Origin of the sequence: Streptomyces phaeolivaceus, assembly GCF_009184865.1 — a bacterium.
Taxonomy (GTDB): Bacteria; Actinomycetota; Actinomycetes; order Streptomycetales; family Streptomycetaceae; genus Streptomyces; species Streptomyces phaeolivaceus.
The window spans coordinates 18,391-31,780 of sequence record NZ_CP045095.1; the positions used below are offsets into that span (position 1 = coordinate 18,391).

Annotated in this window: 14 protein-coding genes; 3 read left to right on the forward strand and 11 right to left on the reverse strand. The window is 72.3% G+C overall.

Annotated features, from left to right (window positions below):
* Positions 1-46 precede the first annotated feature (46 nt).
* The 11 genes from F9278_RS00075 to F9278_RS00125 form a co-directional block, all read right to left on the reverse strand.
* The gene (locus F9278_RS00075) at positions 47-493 is read right to left on the reverse strand and encodes a hypothetical protein (protein ID WP_152166389.1); all 447 of its coding nucleotides are present in this window, start codon (positions 491-493) and stop codon (positions 47-49) included.
* Entirely contained in the window at positions 490-879 is a 390-nt protein-coding gene (locus F9278_RS00080; protein WP_152166390.1) for a hypothetical protein, read from the reverse strand. Before F9278_RS00080 ends, F9278_RS00075 begins: the two co-directional genes overlap by 4 nt.
* A gap of 2 nt (positions 880-881) precedes the next feature.
* Positions 882-2,021, reverse strand: coding sequence for a coiled-coil domain-containing protein (locus tag F9278_RS00085; RefSeq protein WP_193241321.1), 1,140 nt, complete (start codon positions 2,019-2,021; stop codon positions 882-884).
* A 94-nt stretch (positions 2,022-2,115) separates the two neighbouring features.
* The gene (locus F9278_RS00090; protein WP_152166391.1) at positions 2,116-3,327 is read right to left on the reverse strand and encodes a DUF6884 domain-containing protein; all 1,212 of its coding nucleotides are present in this window, start codon (positions 3,325-3,327) and stop codon (positions 2,116-2,118) included.
* A gap of 1,219 nt (positions 3,328-4,546) precedes the next feature.
* Positions 4,547-5,299, reverse strand: a complete 753-nt coding sequence (locus tag F9278_RS00095; RefSeq protein WP_152166392.1) for a hypothetical protein — start codon at positions 5,297-5,299, stop codon at positions 4,547-4,549.
* Positions 5,292-5,651 carry a hypothetical protein gene (locus F9278_RS00100; protein ID WP_152166393.1) on the reverse strand — a complete coding sequence of 120 codons (360 nt, stop codon included), beginning with the start codon at positions 5,649-5,651 and terminating at the stop codon, positions 5,292-5,294. The genes F9278_RS00095 and F9278_RS00100 overlap by 8 nt, the downstream gene beginning before the upstream one ends.
* Positions 5,652-5,727: 76 nt before the next feature.
* A complete protein-coding gene (locus F9278_RS00105; protein ID WP_152166394.1) occupies positions 5,728-6,915 on the reverse strand; it encodes a hypothetical protein in 1,188 nt (395 codons plus the stop codon).
* 169 nt (positions 6,916-7,084) lie between these two features.
* Positions 7,085-9,151, reverse strand: coding sequence for a zinc finger domain-containing protein (locus F9278_RS00110; RefSeq protein ID WP_226966547.1), 2,067 nt, complete (start codon positions 9,149-9,151; stop codon positions 7,085-7,087).
* A gap of 531 nt (positions 9,152-9,682) precedes the next feature.
* A complete protein-coding gene (locus F9278_RS00115) occupies positions 9,683-9,907 on the reverse strand; it encodes a hypothetical protein (protein ID WP_152166396.1) in 225 nt (74 codons plus the stop codon).
* A 626-nt stretch (positions 9,908-10,533) separates the two neighbouring features.
* Complete coding sequence (locus tag F9278_RS00120) at positions 10,534-11,085, reverse strand: GNAT family N-acetyltransferase (protein WP_152166397.1); 552 nt, start codon at positions 11,083-11,085, stop codon at positions 10,534-10,536.
* The gene (locus tag F9278_RS00125) at positions 11,082-12,080 is read right to left on the reverse strand and encodes a hypothetical protein (RefSeq protein WP_226966548.1); all 999 of its coding nucleotides are present in this window, start codon (positions 12,078-12,080) and stop codon (positions 11,082-11,084) included. The genes F9278_RS00120 and F9278_RS00125 overlap by 4 nt, the downstream gene beginning before the upstream one ends.
* A 208-nt stretch (positions 12,081-12,288) precedes the next feature.
* Between F9278_RS00125 and F9278_RS46015 the strand changes: the two genes are divergently transcribed.
* From F9278_RS46015 to F9278_RS00135, 3 genes are all read left to right on the forward strand, one after another.
* Positions 12,289-12,447 (forward strand): hypothetical protein, encoded by a 159-nt coding sequence (locus tag F9278_RS46015; protein WP_193241316.1) that lies wholly within the window; start codon positions 12,289-12,291, stop codon positions 12,445-12,447.
* Positions 12,448-12,730: 283 nt separating this feature from the next.
* Positions 12,731-12,967, forward strand: a complete 237-nt coding sequence (locus tag F9278_RS00130; protein ID WP_152166428.1) for a hypothetical protein — start codon at positions 12,731-12,733, stop codon at positions 12,965-12,967.
* Positions 12,964-13,380, forward strand: coding sequence for a DUF6415 family natural product biosynthesis protein (locus F9278_RS00135; RefSeq protein ID WP_152166398.1), 417 nt, complete (start codon positions 12,964-12,966; stop codon positions 13,378-13,380). The genes F9278_RS00130 and F9278_RS00135 overlap by 4 nt, the downstream gene beginning before the upstream one ends.
* Positions 13,381-13,390 lie beyond the last annotated feature (10 nt).

The window sequence follows — 13,390 nt, forward strand, 5'->3', positions numbered from 1 at the left end:
CCTGGGTGGTGGTGGGCGGGTTGAGGGGACGGAGAAGGGTGGCCGGTCAGTCCTGCGGGTGCTGGCAGGAGGGGCAGCCGATGGACTCGGCCGCATCGGCGGCGGAAGCGCCGGCCGCTTCGGCGACCGCGCGCCAGCACAGCGGCAGGCCGCTCTCGTCGAGCGTGCGCCCGGTGGGGAAGTCCTCGTCCGGGCCGTAGAAGACGGCCACGAAGGGTTCGACGCCGGGCAGGACGAGGCGAGTCGGTTCGATGTGGAGGTCGAACTGCGGGGCGGGCGGGATGGACGCGAGGCTCTCCCACACCAGGCAGTCCAGCAGCTGCGCCACGGTCCGGCACTCGTGGTCGTGCCCCGCGCACAGGTCCCAGGTGCTGCCGTCGGGACGCAGCACCTCCAGGTCGTCGGTGACGGTCAAGGTGATGGTGTCGGAGTAGTGAACGGGCTGGACGGCGGGCGTGGGCGTACGGCGGCGCAGCAGCTGACGGATGTTCATGGGGTCTGGTCCTCCTCGTCGTCGAATGCGTCGGTGAGCAGGTCGGGCCAGCGGGCGTGGCCCCGGAACTCCAGGCGATGGCGCAGCATCTCGGCGGCCTGGTCCCGGGGGACCTCCAGGGCGAAGTCGTCCCTGGCGCGGGCGACGACGTCGCGGACGGAGACGCGCATCGGGCGAGTGATGCGCAGGTCGGTGACGGGCTCGGCGAGTTGGGCGCGCACGGCGGTGGTGATGGCGTGGTCGGTGGCTGCCAGCAGCCGCTTGCGGTAGTGCTCGGCGGCGGCCCGCCGGTCCTGCTCGGCCCGGTGCCGGCGGATGCGGCGACCGATCCACGGACTGAGCAGTGCGAGCAGCAGTGCCGGACCGAGCAGGACGTAGACGGGCATCGTCACTTGCCCCCGGCGGTGGTGAGGCGCTTGACCTCGGCCTGGGCGAGGGCCAGTTCCGTCTGCACCTCGCGCATCTTGTCCTTCGTGTCGTTCACGGCCGTGTTGAGCTTCTCGACCTGGCCCTCCAGCACGCCCTGCCGCTCGATGGCCCGGCCCAGCTCGGCTGCGTGCGCCTTCTCCTGCTCGGTCCGGCGCTCCTTCTCGGCGGCGACCCTGGTCTCGGCGTCCCGCTCGGCCTGCAGGGCGAGGGCCTCCGCCTCACGGGCACGCCCCTCGGCAGCGGTCGCTGCGCCTTGAGCCGCTGTGACCGCCTGCTCCTTCTCGGCCTGCACCGCCTTGACGGTCTTCTGCATCGCCTCGACCTCGGCCTTCGCCGCGACCTCGGCCTTCCCTGCCTTGTCCTGGGCTTCGCGGACGCGCTTGTCGGCCTCCGCCTTGGCGGCGGTGACCTGCTTGTCGGCCTCGTCCTGGGCGCGCTTGACGGCTGCGGCTGCCTCCGCCTTCGCCTTCTCGACGGCCTGGTCGGCTTCGACCTGCAGGCGCTCGACGCGCGCCTCGGCCTCCGTGCGGATGCGCTCGGTCTCCGCCTCGAACCGGGCGGTCTCCTGCTCCAGTTCGGCGATGGCCCGGTCGGCTGCCTCCTGGGCCTCCTCGGTCTCCGCGCGGGCGAGGTCGCGCTGGCGCACGGCGGCTTCCCGCTCGGTGTTCGCGGTGGTGGCCTTCTTGCGCCACTCGGCGACCTGGGAGTCCGCAGCCGCGGCGACGGAGGCGACCTCGGCCTCGGCGGCGTCCGGGTCGTTGATGGTCTGGAGCAGGTCGACGTACCGCGCGAGCTCCGCCTGCAGCTCGTCGACCTTCTGCAGCACCGTGCCCTGCACGATGCCGGCGGTCCGGGCGGCGTCGGTGACGACCCGGTCGGACGGCTCCTCGACGGGCGCGGCCTTGGTGGCGCCGGTCTTCCCGCGCTTGGCCCGGTAGGCGCTCATGGCGTTGTGGTCAGGGTCGGAGCAGTACTTCGGCGCGCGTCCGGGGGCGTTGGGGTCCTTGGGGACCGGCCGGGCGGTGCACTCGGGGAACGCGCACCGGGGCGCCTCCTCGACCGGGGTCTCGACGGTCTGCTCGGTCGGCTGCTCGCTCATCTGCAAGAACTCCTACGGGGCGGTGCGGTCGGGCGGGTGCGCTGCGGTCGACAGCGTGCCGTATCCGGGGACGGGTGGGGGAGCGGGTCGCGGCTCACGCGGCGGTCGTGTAGTGGTCGGCGTTCTCGCGCATGGCGGTCAGTCGGCCGCGCTGCTTGCCGATGGCGAGGTGGGCCAGCGGGGTGCGGGCCTGGGGCCAGACGGCGGCGGCTCGCTGGGTGTACCGGCTCGGGGTGAGCAGGATGACGTCGGCGTCGGTCAGGCCCAGCTCGGCGGCCTGGGCGCGCAGTTCCTCGACGGTGATGCTGCCGGCGTCTTCCCATGTGTGGTCGTACGGCTCGACGTCCTGGTCGAGCGTCAGGAAGCCGTGCAGCGCGCTGAGTACCAGGACGGTGCCGCCGTGGGCGGTGAGGGCGTCGGCGGTCCGGCGGGCGTGTGTGTGCAGCTTGCCGACGTACAGCTGCCCGGCCGGGGCGGCGCGGTCCAACTTCGCCCCGGAGCAGGGGATGACGACGACGCAGGGGATGACGACGACCGGCCCGGCCGCGGCGGGGGAGGTGGTGCCGTCGAACAGGGCCAGCTGCTCACCGTGCGCGGCGGTGACCGGACAGCGCGCGGCCGGGGCCTCGATCTGCTCGGCGGTGTCGAGCAGCTCCACGGCGGCGGCCGGGTCGTAGGCGTCGCGGATCTCGACCCACCCGTACTCGCCGAGAACTCCGGCGAGGGTCTCGGCCTGCTCCCACAGGGGGAGGGCGGGGTCTACCTCGACCACGGCGGCGGGCTGGGGTCCGACCAGGACCTCGACGATCCGGCGGAAGGCGACGGCACGGAAGTACGCGGCGGCGGCCCGGCGACCGCTGGCGCCCAGGGACTCGAAGCGGTCGGCGTGCTGCGGCCGGCGGGCGCACTCGCCGTACATGCGGGCGGCCCAACTGGTCAGCTGCTCGGCGTGGTCGAGGACGCGGGGGAGAGCGGCTGCGTAGCGGGCCACGTCCTCGGCGGGGCCGGTGACGCGCAGGGCTCGCCCGGACCGGTCGAGCTGGCGGGCCTCAACGCCGAAGCGGACGGCGACGGCGCGGGCGGCCTCGGCGCGCTGGGGTCCGCGGCCGGCGGCGTAGGGGAAGTCCAGGCGGACCGCGGCGCGGCCGTGAGCACGCAGCTGCAGGCGGTCGGTGTCGACGTAGCGCGCGCACCGGGCGGCGTAGCGGGCGGCGCGCTCCGGCCCCCAGCCGGTGTCCCACAGCGGTCGACGGGCGGTGGTGCCGTCCTCGCGTCGGATCTCCTGGCCCTCGTCCCGCAGTCCCATCCCGTGCCCCCTTCGTGGTGACTTGTGCAGGATTCCAGTCTAATGCATTGCATTGCATTTCGTCAATGCATTGCATCACGAGTGATGCAATGAAACGCAATGTTTTAGGGGGTGTCGCCATGATTGCGGCCGTGCGCTCGCCGGTCGCGGCGACCGGTAGGGGGGTGAAACGGCCTGCCGTACGCGCCACGGTGCCGGGGGGCGTCCGGGGCTTCGGAGCGACGGCCTTGGGCGGTGGGTCCTCGTCGGCCGGGGCCGACCGCCGACGACACGCTCCTCGGCCACGGCGAGACCCGGGCCGACGCGGAGCGACCGCACCGGCCGGTCACCACGGCGCGGCAGCAGCTGCTCCCCCTCGGCCCCGGCCGGCGGTGCGGTCTCCTCACGCGCCCGTCATGCGCGACGGCGGGAGTACGGCGGTCTGCCCCGCTCCGGCCGGGCAGACGGCGACCCGTGCGCCACCGACCCCCCTCCCTCCGCCGCTGGCCGTCTTTTCCCAGCCCGGAGCACCTGCAGCCGCGCACGCTGCGGGCCACGGAGGCTTACGGACCCTGGGCGCCCTCCCCCGGCGCCCGCGCCGTGCCCGGGGCCTGAGTGGGGTGCTCCCTCGTCGGTCGGGCGCGCGCAGCGCTGCCGCAGGGTTCCCGGGAGCGGAGGGGATCGCGCTCGCGCGACCGCTTGCGGCGCCGTCGGCGTCCTCGGAGTGGACGGGGTTCCTGTGGCACCCTCCGGGGCCCGGTCGACGAGGGAGTGCACCGCGACCGCGTACCGACCCCTTCCCCCACCGGGCCGGCGGCCGACAAGTTCTCCCCGCCCCCTCGGAGAAAGGGCCTGCCGGAGGCACCTTGTTCTGTGCCCCGGGCCAACTGCCCGGCGGCGGTCGCCTACTCGCTCGGGTGGCCGGGGCGGCGGCGCTGGCCTGGGCCGGTTTCATAAATCCGACCGCGGCTGAGGCGGGCGGCGTTCGTTCGCGGCGTCTGGTGCGGTCACCCAAATTTGGGTGACCGGCGGTCCTGCCGCGCGGCGGCGAGCAAGTTGGCGCGGAAGGGGAGCTTTCCTCGAGGGCGCCGGACCGGGGGCGGACCGGCGACGCGGGGCCGCTTCGCGCGCGGGCGCGTAGGGCGGTCCCAAAAGTCCCAAAACCCCGGCGCCCAGCAGCACAGTGCGCCGGGACCGGGTCGGGTCTCGGCGCACTGGCAGTGGGCGGGGCGGGTGTGGGCTACGCCGCGGTGTTCGGCGCCGGGGTGCCGATGGCGATGCGGGCCCCGACCAGCCGACCGGCCTGGGCTGCGGTGCGCAGTGCCTTGACTGCGGCCTTGTCGTCGCCGCGCAGTTCGGCGAGGCCGACGTCGCCGACGTAGAGCACGGCCCAGCCGTAGTGGGCGGCGGCCGGGAGCCAGCTGGAAGGAAGCTCGACGCTGCCGGCGTAGAACTTCCCGCCCTCGGGGTCGAGGACCAACAGCCCGTCCTCCCCGGCCGGTCCGTGGCCGAGCAGCAGCACGCCGACCCACTCGGGAATCTGCGGCGGGGCCTGCCTGATGCGGGAGATCAGGGTGAAGCCGTCGCCCAGCAGGGAGCTGATGACCGCGTTGGTCAGCTCCGGCATGGGGCCGGGCCCGCTGGAGCCGTCGAACGCGTACGCCTTGGCGACGGTCTCGGCGACCAGGACGGGCAGGTTGGTGCCGCCGTGGTCGAGGACGGCGGCGGTCATCGTCATGTCGTAGCCGTTGGCGGGCACGGGCGGCTGGTGGTCCGCGGGGAGCGGTACGACCTCGGAAGGGCCGCACGCGGCGTGGACGTAGACGACGTGCACGAAGGTGCCGTTGGTGCGCACCACCATGTTCACGGTGCCCTCCAGCCGGGTCCGGCAGTACACGCACGTCCCGTCGACCAGGGAGACCTCGGCGGCGCGGGCGAGACCCTCGGGCCCGAGCAGGGCGCGGACCTCGGGGCTCATGTGCAGCTCAGTCACGGGCGTGCTCCTGGTCGTGCTCGTCGCGGACGACGGCGGCGTGCTCCTGGCGGGCGTAGCCGCGGGGGTCGGTGTCCCATCGCGGGTCGGCGGCCGGCACGGGGCCACGGCCAGTGCCGTGAGCGCGGTCGTGCTGCAGCAGGCGGCGGGCGGTGTCCTCGGCGTCCTGCTCGCTGGTCGCGGGGTCTTCGACCTCGGCGAGGGCGGGCACGGCCCGGTCGGCGAGGGCGGCGCGGTGCACCCGGTACGCGCGCTCGCGCTGCGGGTCGCCGGGGCTCACGGTCAGCTCGTCGTCCAGGCGCTGGACGGCGGCCGTCGCGCGCAGCAGGGCGAAGGGGTCGGTGGTGCTCATCAGGTCCTTCCGGGAGAGGCGGAGCGGCCGGAGCCAGCTCGAATGGCTCCGGCCGCCGCGGTGTTGGGATCCAGGGTCACGCCTGCGTGGGGTCGTCGGCCCCGGTCTTCTCGCGCATCTTGTGCACGGCCTGCCGTGAGATGCGGGCCCGCCCGGCGATGTCGGAGTCGCTGTGGCCCCAGTCGATCGCCCGGTTGACCAGCTGGCGGCGCTCGGCGAGGTACTTCTCCAGCCGGGCGCACTCGGCGCCGACAACGGCGAGGCGGTCCCAGTCCTGCTCGCGCAGCCGGGCCCGGTGGCTGTGGGCGGCGTCCGCGGTACCGAAGAGGCGTACCCCCTGCTGCCCGGCGTGCAGTTCCTCGCGCTCGATCCAGGCTTTCAGGGCCGCGTCGGTGGTCTCGGAGGTGATCTCACTGGCAGCCAGACGGCCGTGTTCGACGTCCCAGTCGCGGAAGTCGCGGGCCGGTCGGGGGTCTCCGTCCATGAGGACGGTCCGGTACCAGGAACGCACGCCCAGCACGTGCAGACCCACGCCGCTGCCGTCGCGGTAGGGCTTGCCGAAGACCTTCTTGATCTCCGGGTACCAGTGCTCCGAGCCAAGGCACCTGGTGTGGACCGCGCACTCGTCCGCGAGCTTGTCGAGGGACAGGCCCAGCAGTCCGGGCCGGTAGACCTGGGGGCACCGCGCGACGATCTCGGCGAGGTCGACCAGGTCCGCGTCGACCTCGCGCTGGGCTGCCTCGCGGTGACGGGAGGTCAGGCGGCAGAGCTGGCGGCCGGCGTGTGCGGAGGTGGCCGACCAGTCCAGCTCGCCCCCGGCCTCGAAGAATCCGTCGAGCAGCTGCTGGGCGTACGGCGCGACCAGTTCCAGCAAGGCGTTGGCTGCCTCGACGTCGAGGTACGGGTGGCCGGTGAAGCCGGAGTCGACGGTCCAGCACAGCAGCTCGGGGACCTGCCCGGCCCACATCTCCGCTCCGGACCCGGGCAGGTACAGCGTGCCCGGGTGCCAGCGCTTCCAGGTCGCGCGGGGGACGTCGTTGATGGCCGTCCAGCGCCGGTCCCAGACCTCCCGGTGCTGGGTGCTCTCGTGGAAGCTCAGCTCGCCCGTGACGGTGTTGAGCAAGACGTGCTGGTAGGCCCCGGGCTTGTGGGAACCGGCGACCGGCTCCGACGGGATCACGCTCTCCACGGGGGTGATGGTGACGCGGGGCGCCTGGTAGGTGGCCACTTCGATCTGCGGCACGGACACGGTCTCGTTGCTCATCCAGTTCTCCTCGCTGAATCCGGTCTGACGTAAAGAGGTTGACGGTCTGTCGGGTCTAGCGTCAACCGGTTGACAGAGGATGGCCGGAAGTCGGATGAGCGGCTGATAACAAGCCCAGCGGTGCGGGACGGCCGAAGATCGGCAGAACCGAAGCGGCTGCACCGGGGGGTCAGGCCGTAGCGATACGGCGCTCGATGCGGGCCCTGGCGGCGGCGTGGTCGCCCCGGCCGTCGGCGGTGCGGGGATAGCGGCGGCGGGGCGCTCGGGTGAGCGTGGTGAGCACCAGGGCGGTCTGCTCCTCGTGCGTCTGGACGCCCGTGCGCACTCCGGCCTTGGGGGCGCGCATCCACTCCTCCTCCTGGCGCCACCACCGGTACAGCTCGGTCTCGACGGCGTACAGGCGGGCGCGGGCGGCGAGTCGGCCGTGGGTGCCCAGGGCCTTCGCCGCGGCGACCAGGGAGCCGGGCCGGGGGCGGTAGTACGGGGTGCTGGAGCGCTCGGCGGCGAGGGTCTGGCGGCTGGTGTGCTGGTCGGCTCCACGGCGGCGGAGAACGGCTCCTGCGGCCGTACGGCAGCGCTCCCCCGGGGCGGCCTGGCAGGTCGGGCACTCGTGGTGAACCGTCATCACCACGCGCGTGGCGACCAGCAAGTCCCGCATCCGGGCGAGATGCTTGGCGACGGTCCGGGCGCTGTAGCCGGTGCGCTGGCAGATCTCGGCGAGGCTGAGGGACCGGTCGGCGTGCTCGGCCAGCTGCTGGTAGACCCGGCCCGCGTGGTGGCCCAGCCCGCCGGCGTGCTTCTCAGTGCGCCGACCGTGGGAGAAGAGGTCGGCTTGACCTGCGGCGAGACGCTTTTTAAGGCGGGAGATCAGGGGGGTGCGGGTATCCCCTAGGGGGGGCGGGGTTCCTTGTGTCCCACCCCGTGCAACGGAGGCGAAAGCAGGGTGCGAAGCGGTGACGGGGAGCAGCTCGTAGGTACCGGCTGGGCCGTTGTCGGTGGCGCTGCCCAGCCAGGTGTCGAGCTGCAGGCGGCCGAACGCCCGGTGCATGGTCGAGCGGCCGGTGCCGGTGGCGATGGCGGCCCGGCGCACGTCCAGACTCAGCACGGTGCTGCCGGACTGCAGGGCGAGCAGACAGAACAGATCCAGCGCGGCCCGGTCGGCGGGACCGGACTCGATGGCCCAGCGCTCCGGGCAGGCGTCAGCACCCCGCTGCAGCTGCTCGACCAGGGCGACGGTCTCGGCGACGGTCTCCGTGCGCTGCAGGGCCTCCTCCGTGTGCGGCAGCCTGCTCGCGTACTCCACGCAACGGGCCCACTGGCGTGCCAGCTTCTCCTCGGCGTCGATCTCGTCCAGCGCCACGCGCAGCGTGCCGAAGCCCGGCGCGGTGCACACATGCAGCAGCCCGCCCTCGCGGTACCGGCGGTCATCCATCAGCCGCTCGACCATCGGCAGCGTCCAGCGGCGCAGGGCCAGCCGGGTCAGCAGCGAGCCGCACACCTCGCTGACCCGGTCGGCCGGCGGGCGGCGGGTGAGCAGCGCCATGGTCTCGCGGTCCAGCACGGTGGTGGGCGTGCCGTCGAGACGGGGGCCCAGCTTGTCGTCGAGGACCTCGGCGAACTGGTCCTGGCCGACCACCTTGGGGCGGAAGTCCTCGCGGGCCGGGACGGCGTCGATGATGAGCAGCAGCCGGAGGAACGCGTCGGACGGGTTACCGCACGTGGCCGGGGTGAGCAGGTCGGCGGCCCGGCGGGGGTCCGCCGGGCTCATCAGCTCGCTGCGGCCACCGTTGCGGTGCGGGGCACCGATCGGCCGGGCGGCGCCCGTAGACGACTTGAGCAGGCCGTAGTCGAGCGTGGGCAGGCGCTTCGCGGCGGCCACGGCGATGGACTCGACCAGCGTGGCCTCCAGCAGCGTCTCGGCGGCCACCCACACGTGCCGTCCGCCGGCGGATCCGGAAGCGGCGACCACGTAGGTCAGCCCGGCCTCCTCCATCCAGCGCAGCAGAGTTGCGAGGTCGGGGCCGACCTCGCCACGCTTGTCGTCGAGGTCGAAGAGCAGCCAGCGGTAGCGGCGGAACACCGACGACAGGTAGACGGCGTACGGGCCGCGCGGCGGCGTCTTCGGCAGGTAGCGCAGATCGAGGTACTTGTGCAGCCATTTGCCCTCGGAGGACCGGGTGTCGACGCGCACCGACAGCCGCGGGGACAGCTGCAGAAAGAGCTTCTGCAGGTCCACGCGCGCGGCCCGGGGAGCGGGCAGAACACCGGTATGAGGATTGTGGTTCGGGGCAGATGACGGGCTGTGCACGCCCGGTTCCCCGGACACTCCGGGGTCGGGCATGAGCTGTCCGGCACCGTAGCGGTCCGCTACGATGGGAGGGCTCCTTAACTCAATAGAACGCCGAAGCCCCCTCTCGCCTTGACGGCGGAGGGCTCCGAACGCGGCCATCCAGGTCGCACGAAAGAGCAGGGCTCCGGGGCTCTTTGGTTAGGGGACCACCGCCCGTCAGACGCCGTGGAAAGCGTCTGGGGGCTCGATCTCACCTCCTCCGGTGTGGGCGAGGGGTCCGGTTGGGAAGCCGGGCCGCTCTGGTCTGTCAGGTAGGTGGTCGGCTGGGGAGCCGACCGTGGGTGGGTGTTGCAGGGTGAAAACTGATTGGGATTCAGCGGGCTGGCAGGCCCGTAGTGCTGAGTCCCTCGTACGTCGAACGGCGGGGCCCCGGTTGGATGACCGGGGCATTTTTCTTGCCCTTCGACGGTTCTGCGGCTAGCCGGTCAACGGAAGTTGCTCGGCGGTCTCCTCCTCTTCGATCTCGGCGAGCCGCCACAGCGGCACACCGTTCTCGTTGAGCTGGTCCTGCTCGACAAGCCGCTTGAGGTAGAGGCCCATCGTCATGCCCGCAGCCTTGGCGTTGATGAACGCCTGGGCGTGGACCTCGGCAGGAACCATGCCGGTGAGGCGGACCATCCCCTTGCGATCGGCGTGCACCATCGGCGCGAGGTACTCGCGCTCTTGAGAGTTACGTGATCCGTAGGGCCTAGCCATGATCGCAATCCAACAGCATCACGGTTCACGTACACAACTCTGGTGGGGTGTGTCGCCGAAGATTTCCTGTGAGGCGGGCGTTTATCTCCTGAGATCCTGTGTCGCGGGAGGCCAGCGGAATGACGGGCCATCACCGCAGTTCGACCGCTTTCGAGTTGGGGACACCGCGATCGGCTCGCCGAATCGGATATCCGTCCGTCCCGCTGCCGGCCGACGGCTGCCCTCGATCCGGTCATCCCGGAATCCCCTCCTGCACTGCTCCATTGACGGCCCTTCATAGCCGTAGACGTGTCGGCCCCCGAAATCGTTACAGCTTCGGGGACACGAGTTTTCGCACGTCAGGTGGTGTCCCCCGGGGCGGGAAAGCGGGCGGGTGGTTCCCGATGGGCGTCCCGTCTCCCGGGAGACGGCTGTCCGGGCCGGGCCGTACGGCGGGCATGGGGGTCGTGTCGTCACACTGGGGGAACGTCGTCCGCCGGATTTTGTGACACCCCTCCTGCAGGGCTCCGGAAGCGGAACGGGGCGCCTCCCGTGAGAGACGCCCCGCTAGTGGCTGGCTCAGCCCCGCCCGCTCAGGCGGTATCCCCGTTCTGGTGGGAGGCAGCCGGGTTCACGGGGCGGAGCATGACGGCGAAGTTCGGGGAGTCGGGGAAGGGCTGGCGGTTGCCGACCTTCTGGTACCCCCACTGTTCGTAGAGGGCTTGGACCTTGGGGTGGTCGGGGTCGACCAGGAGTACGGCGAGGGCCTCGGGCCGGTTGGCGAGCAGTGCGGTGTGGAGACGGTCGGCGGTGCCGGTCTTCCGCCAGGCGTGGCGGACCATCAGCTCGGAGAAGGAGAACGTCGAGTCGTCGGCCGGCGCGTCCTGCAGGTGCTCGCGCCACCATTCGCGGCCCGGGGTGGCGGGGGCTCCGTAGGCGAAGCCGACCGGCTCCTCGCCCTCGTAGCCGATGACACAGGCGAATCCGGGGTGGCTTCCCCAGTGGTCGACGAACCAAGGGAAGCGCTCGTCGAACTCGGTCATGTCGTCCGCGTAGGCGTCGGCGTGGACGTCGAGGAGGGTTTGCCGGATCTCCGGGAGATCGTCGTGCCCGTAGTGGCGGAGATCAACGGTCGCCGTGGTCATGGGGTGCTCCATTCGGTCCGGTAGCGGTCGGCCCACTCGTGTGCGATCCGGGGCGGGGCATGGGTGATCAGGTCGCGCTGGAAGTCGCCGAGCAGCTGGCGCATGCGGCCGGGAAGGGGGTCACCGGCCATGATCTGGAAGACGTCGGTGCTGGTGGCGTACGCCTGCTCGACTTCGTCCTGATGAAGCTGTGCGAGCGCGAGGCGCGCGGTGGTGTGCGCGCGGTTGCGGCGGTAGGTCTCGGGCAGGGCGGTAAGTGCCCGGTAGGAGGCGGCCTCGGCCTCGGCCGGGTCGCCGACCACGTCACGGACGATCGCCGTGAGGGAGTACAGCTCGGCGGGACCGTAGAAGGTGATCCAGGCGGACCGCGGCGCCGTGGTGTCGGCCTTGGACAGGGCCTCTTCGGCGCGTCCGAGGGAGCGCAGAGCCGCGCGCCGGTCACCGGCGTGCGCGAGGCCGATGGCGGTCCGGGCGTGGGCGAGGGAGGCGTGCAGTCGGCTGCGCCGGGCGGCCCACGTCGCCTGGGCGGCCTGGGCGGCGGCCACGGCTTCGCCGAAGTCCTTCCGTTGGCGGGCGAGCATCGCGCGCAGGTTCCAGACCTGCATGGTCATCTCGGGGTCCTGGGCCATGCCTGCCAGGGTCAGGGCGCGGTCGAGATGCTTGCCGGCGCCGTCGAGCTGCCCGGCGTCGATCAGGGACCACCCGGCGGTGGCCGTGAAGTCGGAGGCCAAGGCGTACAGCCGCGCGCGTACGCGCTGGGTGCTGGATCGCTGCTGCAGGTCGAGGGCTTCGGCGGCGCCGGCGAGGGCCGCGCGTTCGAGGGCGTTGTGCCCGCCCCGTTCGGCATCGAGGGCGGTGAGGGTGTCGATGCTGTCGCGGAGCCGGATCACGTCGGAGGTGCCGACGCGGAAGGGGCGGGGTGCGGCTGCTATGAGGGGTACGGCGACGGCGGCGGCGGTGCCGGTGGCCGCGCCGCAGAAGCGGCGGCGGTGCACTGAGGGGTCCTCCGGTGGTGGTTCAGGGGCGGTGGCGGATCTCCCCGCGGGGTGCGGCTGCTATGAGGGGTACGGCGACGGCGGCGGCGGTGCCGGTGGCCGCGCCGCAGAAGCGGCGGCGGTGCACTGAGGGGTCCTCCGGTGGTGGTTCAGGGGCGGTGGCGGATCTCCCCGGGGCACGAACCCTAAAGCCGCCATGGTCTGGCCGGTGACGGCTTCCAGAGCACGGCGCTGGCGTTCCTGGGGCCACCGGTTCTCGCAGGACAACCACCGGAACACGGTCCGTTCCACGGTGGTGCCGAGTCGGCCTGTGAAGTCCCGGATCGCCTCGTTCACCGCGTCCGCCAGTTCCTCGGCCGACGTCTGATGTTCCGTCATCCAGGCGGCTAAAGCGTCGTTTCTGGTCTCCGCCATGCAGTCACGCTAGGTGGTGCGGACCATCACGAACAGTAAAGAGCCAGTCAAGTCGTCAGTCGGAGCGCGGGCGGCTCGCGCAACTTCGTCATGGCCGACGAATGGTGACGGTGAGTTAGCTGTTGTGTACGGCCCCATCGCGTCCCCGTTCCCCCGTGAGGATGCGGTGGGGCACCGCCCACATCGCAAGCGCTGAGGCGACGATGACCCAAACCGCGCAGCAGACGACCGGCCACGTGAGCACCGCCCGCGGCCTGTTGCACCGTGACCACCGCTGGCTCGGCCGGGAGGTCGAGGACACCGCATCCGGCCGTCGGGGAGTTCTGCGGGCCATCGCTCCGGACGGCGACAAGCCGCGACCGGTGGCATGGCTGCAGCCGACGGGCGGGGGGACGGAATGGACCACGGACCCTGGCTCGCTGGCCAACCCTGCTCCCCTCACCCCGGACACACACCAGGGGGAGGCACGGTGAGCGGTGCGCACGGCCGTCCCTCGGAGACGCAGACCGCCGTCACGGTGCTGTGCGACCCCGATGGCTCGCTCACCCGGGAGCTGCCCCTCGACCGGGAACCGGTCATGCTGCTGGCCCTCGCCGTGATCGCACTGCCCACGACCGGGAACACGCTCCCGCCGGGGGACTGCGAGCAGATCGCCCGGCTGATGGCCGGGCACGCACACCTCGTCGCTGACGAAGTACGGGCGCTGTGTGCCCAGCTGCCGCGCCTGAGCCCGCTGCGCCCGCTCACCGAAACCGTGCTCGGCGAGGCACGCCGGCGTCTGTCGGTGGAGCCCCGCCCCACCCTCGCCTCGGCGCAGAACCGGGCCCGGGTCGTTCGCATCCTGTACGAGCGTCTCGACCGGCTGCAGGACCTTCCGCCTTCCTGACCATCTCTCC

Excerpts from the sequence above, each read along its gene's own strand:
- F9278_RS00075 (WP_152166389.1), bottom strand. The coding sequence starts at position 493 with ATGAACATCCGTCAGCTGCTGCGCCGCCGTACGCCCACGCCCGCCGTC.
- F9278_RS00080 (WP_152166390.1), bottom strand. The coding sequence starts at position 879 with ATGCCCGTCTACGTCCTGCTCGGTCCGGCACTGCTGCTCGCACTGCTC.
- F9278_RS00085 (WP_193241321.1), bottom strand. The coding sequence starts at position 2,021 with ATGAGCGAGCAGCCGACCGAGCAGACCGTCGAGACCCCGGTCGAGGAG.
- F9278_RS00090 (WP_152166391.1), bottom strand. The coding sequence starts at position 3,327 with ATGGGACTGCGGGACGAGGGCCAGGAGATCCGACGCGAGGACGGCACC.
- F9278_RS00100 (WP_152166393.1), bottom strand. The coding sequence starts at position 5,651 with ATGAGCACCACCGACCCCTTCGCCCTGCTGCGCGCGACGGCCGCCGTC.
- F9278_RS00105 (WP_152166394.1), bottom strand. The coding sequence starts at position 6,915 with ATGAGCAACGAGACCGTGTCCGTGCCGCAGATCGAAGTGGCCACCTAC.
- F9278_RS00115 (WP_152166396.1), bottom strand. The coding sequence starts at position 9,907 with ATGGTGCACGCCGATCGCAAGGGGATGGTCCGCCTCACCGGCATGGTT.
- F9278_RS00120 (WP_152166397.1), bottom strand. The coding sequence starts at position 11,085 with ATGACCACGGCGACCGTTGATCTCCGCCACTACGGGCACGACGATCTC.